This window comes from Yoonia sp. SS1-5, assembly GCF_038443705.2.
In the GTDB taxonomy this organism is placed as follows: Bacteria; Pseudomonadota; Alphaproteobacteria; order Rhodobacterales; family Rhodobacteraceae; genus Yoonia; species Yoonia rhodophyticola.
On record NZ_CP151767.2, the window covers coordinates 1956615 to 1977324 of the forward strand.

24 protein-coding genes are annotated in these 20710 nt (G+C 60.3%); 13 read left to right on the plus strand and 11 right to left on the minus strand.

The features are described from left to right. Window positions 1–51: 51 nt before the first annotated feature. The 3 genes from moaB to AABB31_RS11165 are packed head-to-tail and all read right to left on the minus strand — an operon-like array spanning window position 52 to window position 1962. Window positions 52–594, minus strand: a complete 543-nt coding sequence (moaB, locus tag AABB31_RS11155) for a molybdenum cofactor biosynthesis protein B (protein ID WP_342078070.1) — start codon at window positions 592–594, stop codon at window positions 52–54. Between the two features lie 10 nt (window positions 595–604). Beyond that, window positions 605–1171 (minus strand): hypothetical protein, encoded by a 567-nt coding sequence (locus tag AABB31_RS11160; RefSeq protein ID WP_342078069.1) that lies wholly within the window; start codon window positions 1169–1171, stop codon window positions 605–607. Next, window positions 1168–1962, minus strand: a complete 795-nt coding sequence (locus tag AABB31_RS11165) for a uracil-DNA glycosylase (RefSeq protein WP_342078068.1) — start codon at window positions 1960–1962, stop codon at window positions 1168–1170. The genes AABB31_RS11160 and AABB31_RS11165 overlap by 4 nt, the downstream gene beginning before the upstream one ends. A gap of 288 nt (window positions 1963–2250) precedes the next feature. Here AABB31_RS11165 and AABB31_RS11170 point away from each other — a divergent pair, with 288 nt between their 5' ends. The 6 genes from AABB31_RS11170 to AABB31_RS11195 all read left to right on the plus strand — a co-directional run bounded on the left by AABB31_RS11170 (window position 2251) and on the right by AABB31_RS11195 (window position 7189). After that, a complete protein-coding gene (locus AABB31_RS11170) occupies window positions 2251–2832 on the plus strand; it encodes a hypothetical protein (RefSeq protein ID WP_342078067.1) in 582 nt (193 codons plus the stop codon). A 49-nt stretch (window positions 2833–2881) separates the two neighbouring features. Further along, the gene (locus AABB31_RS11175; RefSeq protein ID WP_342078066.1) at window positions 2882–3838 is read left to right on the plus strand and encodes an aspartate carbamoyltransferase catalytic subunit; all 957 of its coding nucleotides are present in this window, start codon (window positions 2882–2884) and stop codon (window positions 3836–3838) included. Further along, window positions 3835–4356, plus strand: a complete 522-nt coding sequence (locus AABB31_RS11180) for a hypothetical protein (RefSeq protein WP_373635760.1) — start codon at window positions 3835–3837, stop codon at window positions 4354–4356. The genes AABB31_RS11175 and AABB31_RS11180 overlap by 4 nt, the downstream gene beginning before the upstream one ends. Further along, the gene (gene pyrC, locus AABB31_RS11185) at window positions 4357–5640 is read left to right on the plus strand and encodes a dihydroorotase (protein ID WP_342078064.1); all 1284 of its coding nucleotides are present in this window, start codon (window positions 4357–4359) and stop codon (window positions 5638–5640) included. 1 nt (window position 5641) lies between these two features. Further along, window positions 5642–6256: a glycerol-3-phosphate 1-O-acyltransferase PlsY gene (gene plsY, locus AABB31_RS11190; protein WP_342078063.1), complete on the plus strand. Its 615-nt coding sequence runs from the start codon at window positions 5642–5644 to the stop codon at window positions 6254–6256. A gap of 219 nt (window positions 6257–6475) precedes the next feature. Continuing rightward, a complete protein-coding gene (locus AABB31_RS11195; protein ID WP_342078062.1) occupies window positions 6476–7189 on the plus strand; it encodes a hypothetical protein in 714 nt (237 codons plus the stop codon). A 91-nt stretch (window positions 7190–7280) separates the two neighbouring features. Here AABB31_RS11195 and AABB31_RS11200 read toward each other — a convergent pair whose 3' ends face one another. Genes AABB31_RS11200 through AABB31_RS11220 form a run of 5 tightly spaced genes read right to left on the minus strand, consistent with a single transcriptional unit; the run spans window position 7281 to window position 11614 of the window. Beyond that, entirely contained in the window at window positions 7281–8651 is a 1371-nt protein-coding gene (locus AABB31_RS11200) for a glutamate--cysteine ligase (RefSeq protein ID WP_342078061.1), read from the minus strand. A gap of 60 nt (window positions 8652–8711) precedes the next feature. Continuing rightward, entirely contained in the window at window positions 8712–9230 is a 519-nt protein-coding gene (locus AABB31_RS11205) for a hypothetical protein (protein WP_342078060.1), read from the minus strand. Beyond that, the gene (locus AABB31_RS11210) at window positions 9223–10059 is read right to left on the minus strand and encodes a GNAT family N-acetyltransferase (protein WP_373635761.1); all 837 of its coding nucleotides are present in this window, start codon (window positions 10057–10059) and stop codon (window positions 9223–9225) included. Before AABB31_RS11210 ends, AABB31_RS11205 begins: the two co-directional genes overlap by 8 nt. Continuing rightward, complete coding sequence (locus AABB31_RS11215) at window positions 10056–10895, minus strand: GNAT family N-acetyltransferase (RefSeq protein ID WP_342078057.1); 840 nt, start codon at window positions 10893–10895, stop codon at window positions 10056–10058. The genes AABB31_RS11210 and AABB31_RS11215 overlap by 4 nt, the downstream gene beginning before the upstream one ends. Then, complete coding sequence (locus tag AABB31_RS11220) at window positions 10892–11614, minus strand: 16S rRNA (uracil(1498)-N(3))-methyltransferase (protein ID WP_342078056.1); 723 nt, start codon at window positions 11612–11614, stop codon at window positions 10892–10894. The genes AABB31_RS11215 and AABB31_RS11220 overlap by 4 nt, the downstream gene beginning before the upstream one ends. Before the next feature lie 12 nt (window positions 11615–11626). Between AABB31_RS11220 and ubiA the strand changes: the two genes are divergently transcribed. From ubiA to AABB31_RS11240, 4 genes are all read left to right on the plus strand, one after another. Beyond that, the gene (gene ubiA, locus AABB31_RS11225) at window positions 11627–12595 is read left to right on the plus strand and encodes a 4-hydroxybenzoate octaprenyltransferase (RefSeq protein ID WP_373635762.1); all 969 of its coding nucleotides are present in this window, start codon (window positions 11627–11629) and stop codon (window positions 12593–12595) included. Window positions 12596–12651: 56 nt separating this feature from the next. After that, window positions 12652–14550, plus strand: a complete 1899-nt coding sequence (locus tag AABB31_RS11230) for an OmpA family protein (protein ID WP_342078055.1) — start codon at window positions 12652–12654, stop codon at window positions 14548–14550. A 10-nt stretch (window positions 14551–14560) separates the two neighbouring features. Continuing rightward, window positions 14561–14887 (plus strand): hypothetical protein, encoded by a 327-nt coding sequence (locus AABB31_RS11235; protein ID WP_342078054.1) that lies wholly within the window; start codon window positions 14561–14563, stop codon window positions 14885–14887. 131 nt (window positions 14888–15018) lie between these two features. Then, a complete protein-coding gene (locus AABB31_RS11240; RefSeq protein WP_342078053.1) occupies window positions 15019–15588 on the plus strand; it encodes a hypothetical protein in 570 nt (189 codons plus the stop codon). A gap of 17 nt (window positions 15589–15605) precedes the next feature. On the opposite strand, the gene AABB31_RS11245 is transcribed toward AABB31_RS11240, so the two are convergent. Further along, complete coding sequence (locus AABB31_RS11245) at window positions 15606–16292, minus strand: hypothetical protein (RefSeq protein ID WP_342078052.1); 687 nt, start codon at window positions 16290–16292, stop codon at window positions 15606–15608. 241 nt (window positions 16293–16533) lie between these two features. Here AABB31_RS11245 and AABB31_RS11250 point away from each other — a divergent pair, with 241 nt between their 5' ends. From AABB31_RS11250 to AABB31_RS11260, 3 genes are all read left to right on the plus strand, one after another. Further along, window positions 16534–17556: an aspartate-semialdehyde dehydrogenase gene (locus tag AABB31_RS11250; protein WP_342078051.1), complete on the plus strand. Its 1023-nt coding sequence runs from the start codon at window positions 16534–16536 to the stop codon at window positions 17554–17556. A gap of 126 nt (window positions 17557–17682) precedes the next feature. Beyond that, window positions 17683–18585 (plus strand): mucoidy inhibitor MuiA family protein, encoded by a 903-nt coding sequence (locus AABB31_RS11255; protein WP_373635763.1) that lies wholly within the window; start codon window positions 17683–17685, stop codon window positions 18583–18585. Next, on the plus strand, window positions 18582–19352 hold the full coding sequence (locus tag AABB31_RS11260) for a DUF4139 domain-containing protein (RefSeq protein ID WP_373635764.1): 771 nt from the start codon (window positions 18582–18584) through the stop codon (window positions 19350–19352). The genes AABB31_RS11255 and AABB31_RS11260 overlap by 4 nt, the downstream gene beginning before the upstream one ends. A 13-nt stretch (window positions 19353–19365) precedes the next feature. Here AABB31_RS11260 and AABB31_RS11265 read toward each other — a convergent pair whose 3' ends face one another. Both AABB31_RS11265 and AABB31_RS11270 read right to left on the minus strand, forming a co-directional pair. Beyond that, a complete protein-coding gene (locus AABB31_RS11265; RefSeq protein ID WP_342078049.1) occupies window positions 19366–19674 on the minus strand; it encodes a DUF3240 family protein in 309 nt (102 codons plus the stop codon). 3 nt (window positions 19675–19677) lie between these two features. Further along, window positions 19678–20655, minus strand: coding sequence for a sodium-dependent bicarbonate transport family permease (locus AABB31_RS11270; RefSeq protein ID WP_342078048.1), 978 nt, complete (start codon window positions 20653–20655; stop codon window positions 19678–19680). Between the last annotated feature and the right edge of the window lie 55 nt (window positions 20656–20710).

Genomic DNA, 20710 nt, shown 5'->3' on the forward strand with positions numbered 1-20710 from the left:
GCCCTGAAGTAAGCCAAAAACAGCCTACGTCCAGTTTAACGCACTGAAACGTTATTTCCGGCGCAGATGTTCGTCGAGACGCGGCATTATTTCCACAAAATTGCAGGGCCGGTGCCGATAATCGAGCTGTTTGCAAAGGATTTCGTCCCATGCATCCTTGCACGCCCCCGGGCTTCCGGGCAGCGCAAACAGGTATGTGCCCTGCGCGACGCCCGCAGTCGCCCGGCTTTGCACCGCAGATGTGCCGATTTTCTGCATGCTGACGATGGTAAACACCGTTCCGAATGCATCAATTTCCTTCTCATAGACGTCGCGATGCGCCTCAACCGTGACATCCCGGCCCGTTAGGCCTGTCCCGCCGGTTGAGATGATCGCATCCACCGCAGGGTCAGCACACCAGTCACGCAGCTGTGCGGCGATCATCGCACGTTCATCGGGCAGGATCTTGCGGTCTGCCAAATGATGCCCGGCCGCGCCAATCCGGTCCACCAGCGTCTGACCCGATTTGTCATCTGCCATCTGCCGGCTGTCACTGACAGTCAGAACCGCGATGCGGACGGGCATGAATGCCGTACTTTCGTCAATTCGGCTCATCTGGTCCTCTTCAAAAGCAGGGGTCTGCAACGGGCAGGCGGGGCGCTGATATTGAGGCTGCGAGGGCGGCCCGCCCATCTGGTGCCAAAACCTGTGCGGCATGCGCATCAAACGCGTCAGCGGCCTGACAGGAATTCCCGGCGTCAGCCGCAGATGTCGCAACCAGTGCCGCATACCGCGCATGCACCGCGTCCAGCGTGGTGGCAGGCTGCACATTGCGCCCGTATGCCACCAGCGCGATCCGGCGGTAGGCCTCCAGGCTGGTCTGCTGGCTGGGCGACAATGCGTGCCCGCAGGCACGTTCTGCCGCTTCGATCTGTGCGATGATATCCACAAAACACCCGATAGCGACATGTCCGCTATTGTCCCGACCGACATAGCTTTGCGGGGTGCCATCAATGCGGGTGATGCTGATATCGCCAAGCCGCAGCACGGATCGGGTCGCATCAATCGGCTGAGCCTGTGCCGCATGTTGGGCAAACAGGGCGTCATAGTCGATCAGGCCCAGCGGGTCGGCTCGCCCGGCCCCGCCAGTCACACAGCCTATCACGGCCAGATAACGCCAAACCGTTTTCATGCGCCCGCATCACCCCGCAACCGCGCCTTGAGCGCCAGAAGATCGGCCCAGGCCTCGCGCTTGGCCGGTGGATTACGCAACAGATATGCCGGGTGAAACATCGGCATGCAGGGTTTGCCCAGAACCTCGACCCAGCTCCCGCGCATCCGGGTGATGCCGGTCCGGCTCAGCAAGGCCTGACAGGGTATGTTGCCCATCAACACAATCACATCCGGATCAGCCAGCGTGATATGACGTTCAAGAAACGGCAGCATCATGGCGATTTCGGCCTTGTCCGGCGCACGGTTTGAGGGTGGCCGCCACGGAAGAACATTGGTGATATAAACCGCCTGTGCGGGGTCCGCGTGGGCGCGGTCAAGGTCAATTGCGGCCAGCATCAGGTCCAGCAATTGCCCGGCCCGTCCGACGAACGGTTTGCCGGCACGGTCCTCATCGCGGCCGGGTGCCTCGCCCACGATCATGACCCGGGCCGATGGCTGGCCGTCGCAGAACACGAAACTGCGCGCGCCCTGCTTGAGGTCGCAAAACTCAAAAGCCTGCATCGCGCTGGACAGCGCGGCCAGGTCAGTTGCCGTCGCCGCGGCCTGGGCGGCCAGCGCAGGTGCATCAATCTCGGCCGGTTGCGGGACGGGCGGGGGTGTTTTTGGGGCTGCCGGCGCCTTTGGCTTTGGTGCGGCCACTTCAAGCGCATAGCGATCAACGGGCGCATCCCCAATCGCATCCGTAGCGCCCAGTTCGACCTGCCATTCCAGCGCAGATCGGTCCGCCCAATATGTGTTCGCCGATTCCATATCCCATAAATAGGCCGCTTTGCGCCGGATGTGCAGTGCGGACTGCGAAACAACTGCACAACATGCCCGCAAAAAACCAGTGCCCCGGCCAAGAAAGAGAAGGCGACCTGAAACAGGGTGGCAAACTTGACGTATTTATTCACCTTCGTGCTGTTGACCGTTGGACCTATGGTGGCCTTACCCACCGGCGCCTTGATAAGTTGGCTAAACCTGCTTGTCCTGATCGGCCCGGCAATCTGGATTGCGACACCACGCATTCCGGTAAGCGGACACAGTTTCGCTGACACAATGATGCTGCTCGCGTTCTTGACGACTGTAATGCTGACGGGGGTAGGTCTGATGTTGCGGGCGTTCGTTTATTGGCTATGCGATTGGCCACTATGCGACCCGGACCCATTCCAGATAGGTTCGGTCCTGAAGATATCCAACGGTGTTGCAGCCGGCGTGATCATCGTCGGGATCATCGGCTTACTCAACGCACACAGCGAGCATGCGATCCTTGTTCACGCCAGCCTCGCGGGTCTGAGCGTGGTGGCGTTCCAGTTTCAGCTTGCCGGACGGGCGTGTGCCGTAACAATGGCGCTCCTGACTGCGTATAGCGCGCTTTATCCCTTGCAGGTCATCCACATGGCGCGGGTCGCGGCAGCCGGGGCACCCCACTGTATCTACCTGAATCAGCGCCATCGGATCGCCGATGGTCCAGGTGATCTGACATTCATGACGTTCGACAAAGGCGATTGGACGGCACATGCCATCCTGATCGTCGGCGAAGGGGATAACCGGCGCTATGGCAACTGGTCGTACAGAAAGGGGCAGTTCATGCTGCCATGGGATCTGTGGACGGAACAACCTGATCTGCATTGCCATTGATGCGCCAAGATCGGCTGCTATAACCGGCCAAACAGTCACAGGGCGGCGCATGACATTCCGGCAACAACATCTTTTGGGTATCGAGCAGCTGCACCCGACCGAAATCAGCGCCATCCTGGACCTTGCAGATAGCTATGCCGAACATAACCGGCAGGGCCGCGCCCATCGCGATGTGCTGGCCGGGCTGACCCAGATCAACATGTTCTTCGAGAACTCCACCCGCACGCAGGCAAGTTTCGAACTGGCTGGCAAGCGGCTTGGGGCGGATGTGATGAATATGGGGATGCAGGCCTCTTCCATCAAAAAGGGCGAGACGCTGATCGACACCGCCCTGACCCTCAATGCGATGCGCCCTGATCTGCTGGTGGTGCGACATCCGCAATCAGGCGCGGTCGATCTGCTGGCCCAAAAGGTCAATTGCGCCGTCCTGAATGCAGGCGATGGCCGGCACGAGCATCCGACACAGGCGCTGCTGGACGCATTGACGATCCGCCGGGCCAAGGGACGCCTGCATCGTCTGTCCATCGCCATCTGCGGTGATATCGCACATTCCCGCGTCGCGCGTTCCAACATCATGCTGTTGGGGAAGATGGAAAACCGGGTGCGCCTGATCGGGCCCCCAACCCTGATGCCATCGCGCATCGCCGATTTCGGCGTCGAGGTTTTTGACGATATGCATGCCGGGCTGGAAGATGTGGATGTTGTGATGATGCTGCGCTTGCAGAAAGAGCGCATGGATGGCGGCTTCATCCCTTCCGAGCGTGAGTATTTCCATCGCTACGGACTTGATGCCGCCAAGCTGCGCAATGCCAAGCCGGACGCCATCGTCATGCATCCCGGCCCGATGAACCGGGGCGTCGAAATTGACGGAAATATCGCGGACGACATCAACCGCTCCGTCATTCAGGAACAGGTCGAGATGGGGGTTGCGGTACGTATGGCTGTTATGGATCTACTGGCCCAGAACCTGCGCCGGGCCCGCGGCCCGCAGGAGGTGATGACGTGACCCTGACCATCCCCGCCAATGATTTTGGGCAGATCCGCGTGTTCGAGATGCGCGACCAGCCAAGTGACGCCATCCTGTCCAAATCCTCGGACGGTCTGTTGCAGCTCTTTGGTACGGACGCGCTGGACCCGACCTATGTGGACATCATCAAGATCGCCGATCTCAGCTCTATGCAGCTGACCGACTATATCACCCAAGGCTATGACATGGAGCCCGCGCCGCATGACGTGCAGGCCGTCAACGGGATCGAGGGCTATGCTATACTGGTCATGTCAAGCGCGACCCGCGGGCAGGAGGTCAGCTTGACCCTGCCTGCATCCGTCCGCCACGTGACAACCTACGTGCCAGAGGCGCAGATCACTGTTGTCGAACCCCTTCGCAGTGACGCCGCAGATGGGGTGATCGCAGATCCCCCTGCCAAGCCCGCCAAGTCCGACGCGCGCGTCGGCGGAATGGTTGCCACACTGGCGCTGATTGTCCTGTTTCTACTGGTCGCATTGATGATCTGGGTGGCGTGAATGACTGATACATTCTTTGCAAATGCGCGCGTGATTGATCCGGTCACGCTGACTGACAGCCCAGGCGCGATCCTGGTCCGCGACGGGGTGATCGCCGAGGTTTTTGACCAGCCGACTGCCGCCCCAAAAGAGGCAGCCATCGTTGATTGTGGCGGCATGTGTCTGGCCCCGGGGATCATCGACATCGGCGTGAAAGTCTCTGAACCGGGCGAGCGGCACAAGGAATCCTTTCGCTCTGCCGGGCGCGCTGCCGCCGCTGGCGGGGTCACCACGATTGTCACCCGCCCTGACACATTGCCCGCCATCGACACACCCGAGACGCTGGAATTTGTGGAACGGCGCGCGCAACTCGACGCGCCGGTCCACGTATTGCCGATGGCCGCCCTGACCAAGGGCCGCGAAGGGCGCGAAATGACCGAGATCGGTTTTCTGCAGGATGCCGGTGCGGTCGCATTCACTGATTGCGACAGGGTTGTCAGCGACACCAAGGTGTTCAGCCGCGCATTAACCTATGCGCGCAGTCTGGACGCGCTGGTTATCGCACATGTGCAGGAACCTATCCTGTCAGACGGCGCGGCGGTGACATCGGGCAAATTCGCCTCACTCCGCGGGTTGCCCAGCGTATCCCCCATGGCAGAGCGTATGGGGCTGGACCGCGATATCAGCCTGCTTGAGATGACAGGCGCGCGTTATCACGTGGATCAGATCACCACCGCCCGCGCCCTGCCAGCGCTCGAGCGGGCCAAACGCAACGGGCTGCAAATCACCGCCGGGGTCGGGATCCACCACCTGACGCTGAACGAATTGGATGTGGCCGACTACAGAACATTCTTCAAACTCAAACCGCCCTTGCGCAGCGAGGATGACAGGATCGCGGTTGTGCAGGCCGTCGCCGACGGGCTGATCGACATCATCAGTTCCATGCACACCCCACAGGATGAGGAAAGCAAGCGCCTGCCCTACGAGGAGGCCGCAAGCGGCGCGGTCGGTCTGGAAACGATCCTGCCGGCGGCATTGCGGCTGTATCATGCCGGGATGATTGATCTGCCCCGGCTGTTTCGGGCCATGTCCCTTAATCCGGCCCGGCTGCTTGGCCTTGATGCCGGGCGCCTTCTGCCTGATGCGCCTGCGGACCTGATCCTTTTTGACCCTGATGCGCCGTTTCAGCTCGACCGCACCAAATTGCATTCGAAATCCAAAAATACCCCCTTTGACGGCGCCCGGTTACAAGGCAAGGTGCAAGGCACCTGGGTGAACGGGCAACGGATTTGGGAAGGCGCGTAACATGCCGATGATTGAAAGCACGGGGCTGGTGCTGCTGCTGTGGGCCGCGATGGGGTATCTTTTCGGGTCCATCCCCAGTGGCGTGATCCTTGCGCGTGTCATGAACCTTGGAAATCTGCGCGACATCGGGTCCGGCAATATCGGGGCCACAAATGTCCTGCGGACCGGCAACAAAAAAGCGGCGGCGCTGACTCTGATCTTTGATGCGCTCAAAGGGGCGATTGTCGTGCTGCTTGCCCGCAGCTTTGCCGCCGAAGATGCCGCACAGCTGGGTGCGCTGATGGCGTTTCTGGGTCATTGCTTTCCGGTCTGGCTGGGTTTCAGAGGGGGCAAGGGGGTTGCCACCTATTTCGGGATCATCCTTGCGATTGCCTGGCCCGTTGGGCTGGTGGCATGCGTGCTTTGGCTGCTTGTGGCTGCGATTTCGCGCTATTCGTCAATGGCCGCATTGATCACTGGTGGATGGATACCAGTGGTCTTCATGTTCCTTGGGCTGCCCGGCGGCTTTGTTCTGAGTGCGGTGCTGGGATTGCTGATCTATTGGCGGCATTGGGGAAATATCCAGCGGCTCAAGGCGGGCACGGAAAGCAAGATCGGGGCGGCCGCCAAAACCTGAGCCGCGATGCTTGCCCGGACCGCGCATGTTTCCTAGGGTCAGGACCCATTAATTCCACGCCGCCAGCGCAGATTTCGCTTCATCTCAGCGGCGCGGGCCGCTTGTCCGTAGAAGAACTATGGCCTACGCGTCCCGAACCACTGATATTTCGCGAAATCTGCGCTGGCGGCGTGGAATTAATGGGTCCTGACCCTAGGCTTGGCCAAAAGGAGACAGGTCATGTTATCGCTTCTGCCGGTCTATCGTTTCAGCGCGCTGGTGCTTGCGCTTTGCTGTGGCACCGCCGGTTCCGCACAGGAACTGGTCTTTTCGATCACGGTCGACAACACCATGAGCGGCGCGCGTCCATGGGACGGCACGGGCGTTTCATCTTCCGCACTCGACGGCACTGTCGAGGAAGCGGTGGACAGCGTCGGCCTTGGTGCTGTCGGCGGCCTGCTGCGCGGGGCGCTTGATGCAGGTGGTCAGGTCGCAATCGACGAGGTGAACAGACGCGTCTCGCCCCCTGATCCAATCGTCTGCATTGTTGATCCCAATGCGTCCCCGCAAGATTTCTGTGCCAATGACATCGCCCGGCCCGATACCATAGATTTCTCGTTCACCGTCCCCGAAACTGTCCGAAACGCGCCCTCTTTGGGAATTGTGCTGCTTGATTCCGACGCAGGAAATGTGACCGGCAATGGTGCGCATGACATGATCGGCTACGGTGTTTTCCTTGATGCGCAGACCTATGATGCGCTGATTGCCGGCGATCCGACATCCCGCCTGCTTGCGGCGTCAGCCGAGGCTTATCTTGTCGATTGGGTCGGCAGGCAGGGTTGGGAACGGACCGATCAGGTTGAGGTGGCAAAACTTTCTGCAGCGCGCTGTGACCCGTCTTGCCGGATTGGCAGCGCCACCATTTCCATCCGGCGCAGCGTGGACGGATGGTAGGCTAGCCAGCGGCGTCCTCAGCACTTTGGTCATCCGCGCGTTCAGGGCCTGATCGTCATCCCACGCATCAAATACGCGCCAAAACAACCGATCAGTAGCTGTATTCTGCGTATATCCGGGTCAGATCGCCCGACCAATCGCCGTGATATTGCGCCAAAAGCTCATCCGCAGGCGTGCGGCCGGTTTCGATTGTTTCCTTCAGCGCATTCAGGAAATGTGTTTCATCCGGGACCAAACCGCCCGCACCGGGCATTGCCCGCGCTTTCAGACCAGCCTCGGTGATCGCCACGACCTCGCGGGCCAGATCATGCATGTTGATCCCGTCAACCCGCGCCTGCAACCCATCAACAGAGGCACCCACCCGAAGCGCCTCGCGCTGTTCGGCGGTCCAGCCCTTGCAAAGGTCCCACGCCGCGTCCAGCGCCGTCTGATCATAAGTCAGCCCGACCCAGAAAGCCGGCAGCGCGCATAGCCTGCGCCACGGGCCGCCATCGGCACCGCGCATCTCGATGAACTGCTTGACCCGGGCCTCGGGGAAGACGGTGGTCAGGTGGTCAGCCCAATCCGACAATAGCGGTTTTTCACCCGGTAGCGCCGGCAATTCCCCTTTCAGAAAATCCCGGAAAGACATGCCCAGCGCATCAATATATTTGCCGTCGCGATAGACGAAATACATTGGGACATCCAAAACCCATTGCACCCACGCCTCAAACCCGAACCCATCTGCGAAGACGAATGGCAACATGCCTGTCCGATCCGCGTCCAGATCCCGCCAGATACGGCTGCGCCAGGACTTATGCCCGTTGATCTTGCCCTCAAAGAAGGGCGAATTGGCAAAAAGCGCGGTGGCCACGGGCTGCAATGCAAGTGCTACGCGCATCTTTTGCACCATGTCGGCCTCTGACCCGAAATCAAGGTTCACCTGAACGGTGCAGGTCCGCCGCATCATTGCGGTCCCCATGCTGCCCACTTTTTCCATGTAATTATTCATCAGCTGATAGCGCCCCTTGGGCATCAGCGGCATTTGTTCGTGGGTCCATTCAGGGGCCGCGCCAAGGCCGATGAACTTGACCCCGATCTCGTCGGAAACGGCTTTGACCTCGGCCAAGTGGACATTCACCTCGTCGCAGGTCTGATGAATGCTTTCCAGCGGGGCGCCGGACAGTTCCAGCGCGCCACCGGGTTCCAGGCTGACATTGGCCCCACCCTTGGTCAGGCCGATGATCTTGCCATCCTCGGCCACCCGGTCCCAGCCGAACCGGGTTTCCAGCCCTTCCAGAACGGCCCGGATCGACCGGTCCCCCTCATAGGGCAGCGGTTTCAGCGTATCCTGACAATATCCGAATTTTTCATGTTCGGTTCCGATCCGCCAATCGGCTTTGGGCTTGCACCCTTTGGCAAGCAGTTCGGCCAGCTGATCATGATGCTCAATCGGCCCACCGCCGGACTGGGGAATAGACATGATCGCTTGCTCCGTGTCGCAGATCTGAAGTGTCTTGGGTGACCTGAACCAACAGGGGTGTCAATGCAAGACCGGACGGGTCCGCGCCCAAATGATAACATGCGCATCAGGTGTGCGTGATAACACATCCAGCATCTTGTGCGTGTTGATCCCCGGCAGACTGGCAAAGACGTCAAAAAGGTCATCAGACCCGGCCGCATTCACCGGGATCGCAAGCCGTTGCCCACCGGCGCCGGTGATCACCCAATGCGGCGCGGGGTACCCCGACGGATCAAGCGCAAGGCTGATGACGTCCTCGACATCCATCACACCGCCATCGAGGGGGCCAAAATAGGCCAGCCTGCGCTCGCGGATCTGGACCACCCCGGGTCCATCCGCACCTTGTGCAAACCGCACCCGCTGCACCCCGGCAAAGCCCCAGGCGGCCCCGATTGCGATGCACAGAAATCCCAGCCACCGGGTGATCCCGACGCCGGTCGCCCCCCACCAGACACCCAGCACAGCCAGACCGGTGGCAAGCAACACCTCGCGCCAGCGCCAAAAGAAGGCCCGAACCTCGGGGCGGAGAAAATCAGTCACGTCGCACCTGCGGTTCTTCATACATGGCGATGGCATAATGGCCGATATGGGCAAAGCCGATGGCCTGATATGCTTTCTCGGCTGCCGGGTTGGCGGCAAACAAAAGTGCATCCGTCACCCCCTTTTCAGCGGCCTCGGCCAGATGCAGCGCAACAGCCCGGCGGGCCAGACCACCGGATCGCGCTTCGGGCGGCGTATAGACACCGCCGATCTGGACAACATGGGGAAGTTCCGCGTTGAAACCGGTCATCGCGACGGGTTTGCCATCTTGCATTAACACCCTGTGACTATCCTTTGCGATGTAGCCCGCGATATCGCGAGCGGCCTGCGCGGCGGCGCTATCCTTGGGATAAGCGAGAAGTTCAATATTATAGGCCGCCCGCCACCCTTCGATCAGGTCGCGCGGCGCATCTTGCAATTGGCGTAATTCGGTCAGCCCGTCCGGTATCTGCAGGTTCATGAGTGACAGATGGTAAAGCGGCTCGACCACATCAAGGTCGGGGGACGCCGGCAGTCGTAATGTCCCACGCAGGCTTGCCACCTGATCTGCAGCCCCCAGAATACCCTTGATGCCGATATCGGACAAAACGGTCACCACATCCCCCCATGGCCCGGTGGGGCATTGGGGAAAGATCATTCCTTCATCACTGACGGTCAGCACGTCTGTGATCTGTCCGGCTTTCCAGCGGATCCAGCATGTCACCGCGCGTGGATGCCCGCCCGACATGCCGTGGTTGATCAGATTGACCAAGGGAAACATCGAGGTTTCGATATGTTTGGCCAAAAACGCCTCAATCGCGGGTTGGTCGGTTGCAACGGCGCGTATCATGATGTGATGACCTGCGGGGCTGGCGCCAACAGGATCAGGCTCCAGGTTCCGATCTGCTGAAAGCCGATTGCGCGATAGACGCGTGCCGCCGCAGCGCTGGCCGAAAACAATGTTGCCTGCCTCACGCCCCGGGCGGCCGCATGTGCCAAATGCAGACCAACGGCGCGCCGTGCATGCCCCCGACCGCGCATGGCGGGTGGCGTGTAGACCCCGCCGATCTGGACGATATCGGGCAGTTGCGCGTTAAAGCCGGTCATGGCGAGCGGTGTGTCCCCATCCATCAGCACAACATGGCTGCCGGTTTCGATATAGGTGGCATACGTGCCGTCCACCTGCGCCCGCGCGATGTCGGGGGATGCGTTCAGCGTGTTGACATCATAGTCATAGATCCAGCCTTTGATCAGATCGGCGGGCGCGTCCTGCAGTGGCCTGATCCGGCCCGGCCCCTGCGGGACGACAAGGTCGGATATATCCAGCCCGAATTGCGGCTCATCCTTGTCAAAGCTTGGCGTCCGATCTGCCAGACAGATCACGCTCAACCCGCGCACATCCCGTTGCGGCCCAGCCATACCGGTCACGGTCACATCCCGCAGCAGATCTGCGGCCTTGGTAAATTCACCAGATGGCAGCAGCGGCATCACCATGCCCCCATCTGTCACCGTCAGGACATCGGTGGTTTTCCCGGCCTTTCTGGAGATCCAGAACCGGACCGCATAGTGATGCCCGCCATCCATCCCATATTTCGACAGATTACTAAGCGGGAACATCGCCTGCATGATGCGGGCGCGCAGGAAATCTGCGATCTCTGGCCGGTCGGTTGCGGTGGCGGCTATCATTTCCAGTCGCCCAGCGCCTGTTGCCACATCGTCAGTGCCGCAACCGCGGCGGTATCCGCCCGTAAAATTCGCGGCCCAAGGCTGACCGGGTGGGCGAATGGTAGGTCTTGTAACGTGGCACGCTCGGCGTCGGAAAACCCGCCTTCGGGCCCGATCAGAATGGCCCAGGGACCCGGTAGCGCCGGCAGGGTTTGGGGTTTGTCCAGCAGCATCTCGTCACAGAACATCAATTGCCGGTCATGGGGCCAGTCCGCCAGGACCTGGTCCAGCTTGTGCAACCCGTCCACCGGCGGCAGGAATGTCCCGCCACATTGTTCGGCAGCCTCGACCGCATGCGCGCGAAGCTTGTCGATCCGCAGCCGGTCGGCATTTTGGGTATAGGCTGTTTGCACAGGGCAAAGACGCGCCGCCCCCATCTCGACCGCTTTTTCCACGATAAAGGCGGTCCGTTCCTTGCGGATGGGTGCAAAGAGCAGCCACAGATCAGGCGGCTGTTGCAGGGGTCTTGTCTGCACAACGCATTGCAACAGGCCTGCCTTCTTTCCGGCCTTGATGACGGCGGCATCCCATTCGCCATCAGTGCCGTTTATCAAGGACAGTACGGCGCCTTCTGCCAGCCGCATGACACCAAACAGATAATGCGCCTGTTCCCGCGACAGCGGAACAGATTGCCCTTCGCCCAGTGCATGATCTACATAAAGCCGAACCTTGGATGCCATAAGGCGGACCATATGACCGAGAATGCCCAGATGCCAGAGCCTACAGACAGCGTCGCGGATGCTGTGAAAGGCAATTGGGTCGACCGGTTCGCGCCCGGCCCGACCCGGCCCTTTCTGCGGCTCAGCCGCGCGGACCGGCCGATTGGAACATGGCTGTTATTCCTGCCATGTATGTGGGGGCTGGCGCTGGCCATTCTGGCCACAGACCGGTTTGCCAACCACGACCTGTGGACGATTGTCGGCTGCGGGATCGGCGCGTTTTTGATGCGTGGTGCGGGTTGCACATGGAATGACGTCACCGACCGACATATCGACGGGAAAGTCGCCCGCACCCGATCCCGGCCTATTCCGGCAGGACAGGTCACGGTCAGGGGGGCAATCATCTGGATGATCGTCCAGGCGGTGTTGGCGTTCTTTATCCTGATCACCTTTTACCCCACCGCGATCATTCTGGGGGTCGTGGCCCTTGCGCCCGTCGCCATATACCCGTTTGCAAAGCGGTTCACGTGGTGGCCGCAGTTGTTTCTGGGGCTGGCATTCAATTGGGGGGCGCTGCTAGCTTGGGCGGCGCACACGAACAGTATCGGGCCTGTCCCGCTGGTTCTTTATATGGCGGGTATTGCCTGGACCCTGTTCTATGACACGATCTATGCGCATCAGGATATCGAAGACGACGCACTGATCGGGGTACGCTCGACCGCCCGGCTGTTCGGGGACGACACGCACCGGTGGCTGCGTCTGTTTCTGACCATCATCGTGATCCTGTTCGGGGTTGCGGTGGTTCTGGCCTGCTGGAACCGGTCGATCCTGTCACTGGTCATCGCGCTAGGCGGGCCATGGGCGATGGGCTGGCACCTGACATGGCAGCTCAGCCGCTTTCGGGCCGACGGGGATGGCGACAATCTGTTGCAGCTGTTTCGGTCGAACCGGGATGCGGGCTTAATTCCCCTGCCGTTTTTCGCCATTGCACTATTGGTATGATTGAACCCCGCTGGCTGAGCGCCTATGCAAAGGGCCAGCTTTAAACACGGATCCGCATGCGTCTGTCATCATTACTCATTCGATTGGTTGTCTTTGCAATTGCGGCTTTCGGGGCGTTCTTTGCCAGCCGCGCCGCCGTCACCGTGGTTGAGACACGATCCGTGATTGCAGTGCAGGAAACCCTTGTAGATCAGGGCTATGAATGGGCATCCGTTCTGGGTGACGGTCTGCAGGTCATTCTGGAAGGACAGGCGCCAACCGAAGCCACACGTTTCCGCGCGATCTCGGCCGCGGGTGAGATGGTGGATGCCAGCCGGGTTATCGACAACCTGTCCGTCGCCGATTCGGCTGTCCTTGCCCCGCCGGAATTCGCGATTGAGATTTTGCGCAATGACAGCGGTGTCTCCCTGATTGGTCTGATCCCCGCTGAAACCAACCGAACCGATCTGGCCGCCCGGATCGCCGACATCGCCGACGGCCAGCCCGTCACCGATCTGCTGGAACAGGCGGACTATCCCGTCGCACCCACATGGCGTTATGCGTTGAACTATTCGCTTCGCGCGCTTGAGATGCTGCCACGCTCCAAGATATCGGTGAACGCAAACCGGGTGCGTGTCAGCGCGATCTCTGACAGTCCCGAGGAAAAACGTCGGCTGGAAACCGCATTGGCCCGCAACACACCCGACGGCGTGTCGCTTGCGGTCAGCATTTCGGCACCGCGACCGGTGATTTCGCCCTTCACGACCCGTTTCGGGATTGATGCGGAAAACGGCGCGCATTTTGACGCCTGCGCAGCTGACACGGAACAATCGCTGCGCATGATCCTTGCGGCCGCCTCGGATGCGGGCTTTACCGAACGGGCCAATTGCACCATGGCATTGGGCGCGCCGTCACGCACCTGGGGTGATGCTGTTGCACTTTCGATCAGCGCGATTGGCGAACTGGGTGGCGGCACGGTCACGATTGCCGATACCGACGTGATGCTCGTCGCCCCCCTCGGCACCGGGCAGGGCACATTTGATGACGTTGTGGGCGAGTTGCAGAATGCGCTGCCTGACGCCTTTGCACTTGCCGCCGAATTGCCCGAGCAACCGCAGGTGTCCACAGAAGGCCCACCGCAGTTTACCGCAACGCGCAGCCCGGAAGGCGAGATCCAGTTGCGCGGGCGGGTCCCTGATGCGGTCACCAACACGGTTGCAGCCAACTATGCTATCGCCAAGTTCGGCCAACGCAACCTGACCATGGGCACACGCGTGGCCGAGGGGCTGCCTGCTGGCTGGTCCGTCCGGGTCCTCGCCGGGATCGAGGCATTGTCCGAACTGTCCAATGGTGCTGTGATCGTGCAGCCCGACAAAATCCAGGTGCGCGGCAACACAGGCAATCAGGATGCCAGCGCCGCGATTTCGCGCCTGCTGATTGACAAGCTCGGGCAAGGTGCGGATTTCGAGATTGATGTGACCTATGTCGAACAGCTTGACCCGATTGCCGGGTTGCCGACACCCGAAGAATGCGTCGCGCAAATCAAGGTGGTCACGGAAAACCGCAAGATCACTTTTGACCCAAGCTCGGCCGATATTTCCGCGTCAGCCCAGGCTGTCGTTGATGATATCGCCGAAATTCTCAAACGTTGTGGCGACCTGAAAATCCGTGTTGCAGGCTATACTGACAGTCAGGGGCGCGAGGAAATGAACCTGAACCTGTCGCAGCAGCGCGCCGAGGCGGTTCTGGCCGCCTTGCGCACACGACGTGTCCCTGTCGGAACCTTTGAGGCAATTGGCTATGGCGAAGCCGACCCAATTGCAGATAATGACACCGACGCGGGGCGCGAAGCGAACCGACGGATTGAGTTCAGCCTGATCGTTCCTGAACCAGTGGTCGAAGAAGAAAGCACGCTTGACGCGATCGCAGACGACGTACCGATCGAAGACAGCGCTGACGACAGCGAGACAGAGTGAAGGCAAGACCGTGAATAGAACCGAATTCATCATTGCGACCGCCATCATCCTGTTTGTCGCCTTCATGCTGGGCTGGTTTGCCAGCTGGCTGGTCAACCGGTTTACCCGCGTGACCAAGGCCGAAATCGGCGAATTGGACAAAATGGCCCAGGCCCTGCACGAGGCCGAAGAAACCCGCGATCAGGCGATCACCTATCTGCAGCAGCGCGAGGCTGAGATGACAAATCAGCTGTCGCAAACCGAGGCAGAGTTGCGCGCCGCCATGGACGGTTTGCGCGAGGCCCGGCACGAAACCGAAGAATTGCGCGCCTATATCGAACGCCAAAACGTCGGCTGACCTGCCCTATCTGCCTGAATTTATGGTGGAATACCCGCCTTGCGCTGGTCCATGCGGTCAAAATGCTTGCATCATACGGCGATCACGCCCAGCCTCGTCGCATTTGAAACAATGACCGGGCGGTATTGGCAGTGATTAACAGTATTATTCTTCATGACAGCCGATTGGAGGGGACCATTCGCGTCGACGATGAACGGCGCGTCTACAGGGTTGGCCCATCGGCCAGCGTCCCGACTTTGGCCCGCCATGTCTGGGCGGGCACACAGGAAAACGGGGGCAATCCGGTGCCGGTGCTGAGCATCGCAGCCCATGGCACAACGCATCCCGAACCAGGCCACCGGGTCGCCGGGCCGCAGGGCAGCTATGATTTTGTCATTCAGCTGGGCGAAACCCTGCACCCCGACAATGCCGCGCAATTCGGGCGGCTGATCAATGGTCGCATCTCGGACCGGATCAGGCTTTTGGTGTGTAGTCCGGTCCGGTATCGCGACGGGATCCGCACCTGCGGTGCTCTGGCGGTCAGCGCAGGCGTTCCCGTCTACGCATCAAGCATGGTGCAGGACTATGACCATGACCGGCTCTTTGGCATCGGTCAGCCGATGAACTTCGGCGCCTGGGAAGGCATGGTCTACCGCTTTTCGGAACGGGATGGCAGTTACACACATTGCTTTACCGGACCGGATTCAACAACCTTCGACTGAATGCCAGGGTCAGGACCCTAATCCGGCAGTCCCGCCGGTGCCGCCGCTGCAGCAGCCATCATATCGGGTGGGGCGGGCATGGTGCCGCCGCAAAACGCCCGAAAATGGGCATCTGCGGCAAGCGTCGGGTCAGCCATCGGATCACCATTGGCATAGGCCACATTCCGTTGAATAATCCCGTTAAAGGATGGCCGATCCGCCTGCGCCTCGTATTTGACAGGCCGGGCCGCATAAATATGGGACCCGGGCAGTGCCAGCCCCCCGTCAGGACCGCGCAGCATGATCTCGCCCTGATAGCGTGACATCGTCCAACCGCCCTTTTGTGTCATGTTGCGTTCGCCCTCGGCAGCCCAGGCGTAATTTTCCAGAACAATGCAATAAACCCATCCTTCACCAGCGGAGCCATCGCGGTTCACCGCCGCCCAATGCGAGGCCATCGTGACCCCCAGGCCGGTTGAGATCACCCCGCGTGTGGTCCCCTCTTCGGAATTTACAGCCGGTACGGTGGTCTGCTGACGGCCATTGATCACCTCTTGTGCCTCGCGGATGACAAATCCGCGGGTAAACACGGTGCCGGGGCCGGTTTTGCTGCCGCGGTAGACGATGCCGCTAAATGACGCCTGGCTTCCGTTTCGGTGAAATCCGGATGTTCCGCCGCCCCGTTGATGTCCCAATCCAAAATGAATGCTCTGATCCCATGCCATAATCTCATACCTCCTGATAATCGGGCGATGCCGGTCAAATCGGCGAAAAATGTGTAAGCTGTGTGTAAACCGGCGATCACAACCCGCGCAGTGCCGATCCGCACAGAAAAGGTTAATTGTCCGCCTTGTGAGGATCTGCGCGGGCGCGAGGGTCACACAGCTGTCAACCGGATCGCGCGCCCCCTTTCCCTTACCCGCCGCCGGGTGTAACAGGCCCCATCTGAAACCAAGGAGTCAGCCAATGGGCTACAAAATCGTCGTCGTTGGCGCCACAGGCAATGTGGGCCGCGAAATGCTGAATATCCTCCACGAGCGGGCTTTCCCCGTGGATGAAATCACCGCACTTGCCAGCCGGAAATCGCTGGGCACGGAAGTCAGCTTTGGCGATACCACCCTGACCACCAAGGATCTCGATACGTTCGACTTTGAAGGCTGGGACATCGCCCTGTTCGCCGTCGGTTCGGACGCAACAAAAATCTATGCGCCCAAGGCCGCAGCCGCAGGCTGTGTGGTCATCGATAACTCGTCGCTTTATCGCTACGACCCCGATGTGCCGTTGATCGTCCCCGAGGTGAACGCCGACGCGATCCATGGCTACACAAAGAAAAACATCATCGCCAACCCGAATTGTTCGACAGCGCAGATGGTCGTGGCACTCAAGCCGCTGCATGACCGCGCCCGGATCAAGCGGGTTGTGGTCAGCACCTATCAGTCCGTCTCTGGTGCGGGCAAAGGCGGCATTGATGAGCTGTGGGACCAGACAAAGTCGATGTACAATCCCACCGACGACAAGCCGCCCAAGCAGTTCACCAAGCAGATCGCCTTTAACGTGATCCCGCATATCGACAAGTTCATGGATAGCGGCGAGACCAAGGAAGAATGGAAAATGGTCGCCGAGACCAAAAAGATCGTGGACCCCGCGATCAAGGTCACCGCCACCTGCGTACGTGTGCCCGTTTTTGTGGGCCATTCCGAGGCGGTGAACATCGAATTCGAGGACTTCCTTGATGAGGATGAGGCACGCGATATCCTGCGCGAGGCACCCGGCGTGATGGTCATCGACAAGCGCGAGGATGGCGGCTACGTCACCCCCGTCGAATGCGTCGGCGACTTTGCCACATTCATCAGCCGCATCCGGCAGGACAGCACAATTGATAACGGGCTGAACCTATGGTGCGTCTCTGACAACCTGCGCAAGGGCGCCGCCCTGAACGCGGTACAGATCGCCGAGACCCTTGGCCGCGAGTGTCTCAAAAAGGGATAGGCCGCTCTTAGGGTCAGGACCAAGGGGCGCATCATTTGCGCCCCTTTTTTGTTGTCCGCGCCAAGGATACCCTCCCCCGATCCGTCAAACAGATATAGGCTAAGGCAAAACAGCAGGAGAGCCGCCATGTTTCGTCCCTTTCTGACCGCCAGCCTGATCACATTCGCCAGTTCGGCGCTGGCCGACACATTTGTGGGGCAAGCCCGGGTTGATACCGTCACCATCTATCCCGGTGTCGCGACGGTCAGCCGTGAAATCACGCTGACCCTGCCTGCCGGCCAACACGACATTATCGTGCCCGACCTGCCCCAAAACCTGCGCGCGCAGGGCATGCGCCTTTCGGCGACGAATGATGCGGTGATTGGTGCCGTCAATTTGTCCGATGGCCGGTTGCCCGTAACCCCTGACCAATCCTCGCCTGATATCGTCGCCGCCAAGGCCGAGATTGAGCGGCTCGAGGCCGTGCTGCGCGAAAGTGCGGCAACGGTGGAGCGTATCAAGCTGCGGGTCAAATCCGCCGAGGAGCAGATCACGTTCCTGCAAAACCTGTCACAAGCCAGCGTGGGTGAGGCGCTGGATGCCGATAGCATTGCCCAAATTCAGGCCATGGCCCAGATGGTCGGCGCAGAAACACTCGCCGCACGTCAGGCCGCATTTGCAGCCCAGCAAGAGGCCGACGCAGCCGAGCGCGCGCGCAAGGATGACATTGATGCGCTGGCGGACGCCCGCAAGGCGCTTGCCGCACTGATGGCCCCGCAGACAGATGGTGCTGCGCTGAACTTCACACTGACGGTCCCGTCACCGGGCGATTATGCCGTGACGGTCAGCACCCTTGAAGGCTTTGCCAATTGGTCCCCGGTCTACGATATGCGCCTTTCAACTGCTGACACCGCGACACTGGACGTGGATCGGTCGGTTGTGGTCAGTCAGGAAAGTGGACAGGACTGGCTGGATATCAATCTGATCCTGTCGACCGCCCGTCCGGGCGAACAGATTACCCCGGGGGACGTGTTCCCCCCCGTCGCGTGATCATTTCCCAAGAAGAGCTGGAGCGGCAAAATCTGCAGAACTTTCAGGCCCAGACGCGCGGTCTGAGTCTGGAAATGGCGGAAGAGGCAGACATGATGGCGGCGCCTGCCGTCATGGCCGAAGCGCCAGCCGCGATGACAGCCGATTTCAGCGGTGCGACCGTGACCTATCGCTATCCCGTCAAGGTCGATATCCGCAACGGCGTCGATGATCTGCGGCTGCCGCTCGACACGTTGCGTTTCGATGCGCGAGTCTGGGCGCAGGCGGTTCCAAGCCGGGATCAGATCGCGTACCGGATGGTCGAATTTACCAATGATGGTCAGGAAATCCTGCTTCCGGGTGAGGCGTTGATCTTTGCCGACGGAACGATGATCGGGTTTTCATGGCTTCCCTTGCTGGCTGCCGGGGCCGATACGGAACTAGGCTTTGGCCCGCTGGACGGGTTGCGGCTGACCCGCCGTACCCCCAACCGGTCAGAGGGTGATACGGGCGTCTTCTCCAGCAGCAATCAGTTGCGTGAAGCGGCCGTGATTGAGGTTGAGAACCTGACCGGGCAAGACTGGGATGTGTTGCTGCGCGACGCGATCCCGTTTTCAGAACAGGACGATCTGGAGGTCAGCTTTGAGGCCACGCCAAACCCGGCCCGTGTCGCACCGGACGGCAAACGCGGTGTTCTGGAATGGGATCTGGATGTAAGTGCGGGTGCAACGCAAACCATCCAGCTTGATTACACGCTGCGCTGGCCGAACGGGTACGTGCTGCGCTAGACGACGGTGCCGTCTAGAACCGCTCGGCGCGTAACACTTGCGCATCGGTGATGCTGACGACACCGATATGTTTTTCAACCACCGCAAATGCGGCCTCAAGAAGCGGATCAAGGCGTTCGGGTTTGATCAGGCACACAACGGCAACCATCCCCGCACGACCGACCTGCCCTTCGCGCGTCCATTTGCCGGACCGACCGGACCCGCCCCGCACGGGCAGCACGGTGTAGCCGGTCACCCCCGCCTCTGTCAGCGTGTCGGTCAGGCGGCGTTCCAACGGGGCCTCGATCACGATTTCCACGCGTTTTGCGATATGGGTCTGCATGGCTCAGCCTCCGGTCATCATTTGAGCAAGGGCAAGGTAGATCGGAATGCCCAAGGTCAGGTTAAACGGAAATGTCACCCCAAGCGAGAGGGTCAGATAGACCGACGGGTTCGCCTCTGGCAGCGCGACCCGCATGGCGGCAGGCACAGCGATATAGCTGGCCGAAGCCGACAGGATCATCAACAAAACGATCCCGCCCAGTGAAAGGCCGATCATCATGCCAAGACCCAACCCGATCAATGCGCTGATCAGCGGCATCACAATGGCAAAGCCCACAGCCCCCAGACTGACCACCCCTTTTGACTGCCGCAGGCCCCGCCCGGCGATCAGCCCCATATCCAGCAGGAACAGGCACAGCACCCCTTTGAACGGGTTGACGATGAATGAACTGATCTCTTCCAGCCCCTTTTCGCCAGTAATCGCCCCGATCGCAAAGGACCCCACCAGCAAGACAATGGACCCGTTCAGCAGGATTTCCCGCATCAACCCGTCTTCCATCTTGCCGCCGCCCCCGCCGCGAGCCACCAACCACAGGGCGGACAGGATCGCGGGTGCTTCCATCGCTGCGGCGACGGCCACCATGTAGCCTTCGGCGTCGATCATGCGGCCTTCCAAAACGGAGGTCCCCGCCACAAAAGTCACAATGCTGATAGAGCCGTAATGCGCCGCGACCGCCGCCGCATCCGTGCGCGACAGCCCGGTCATCACCTTGAGCAAAGCAAAGGCGATCAGCGGCAGACCAAAGGACAAAACAATCCCCGCGATCACCGTGAGGATCAGGGTCGTATCCACCCCATGGGCGCTGACGGCCACACCACCCTTGAACCCGATAGCAAAGAGCAGATAGATCGACATCCCCTTGGCCACGGCTTCGGGAATTGTCAGATCAGATCGGGCCAGCGCCGCCGCCAGTCCCAGCGCAAAGCTAAGAATAATCGGAGAGATCAGGTTCGATCCGGCAAGTGAAAGTATCTCGTTCATATGCTGCCCCTACGTCATTTAGGCTTAATTAGCTGCGCAGGCGTATTTTGCAAGT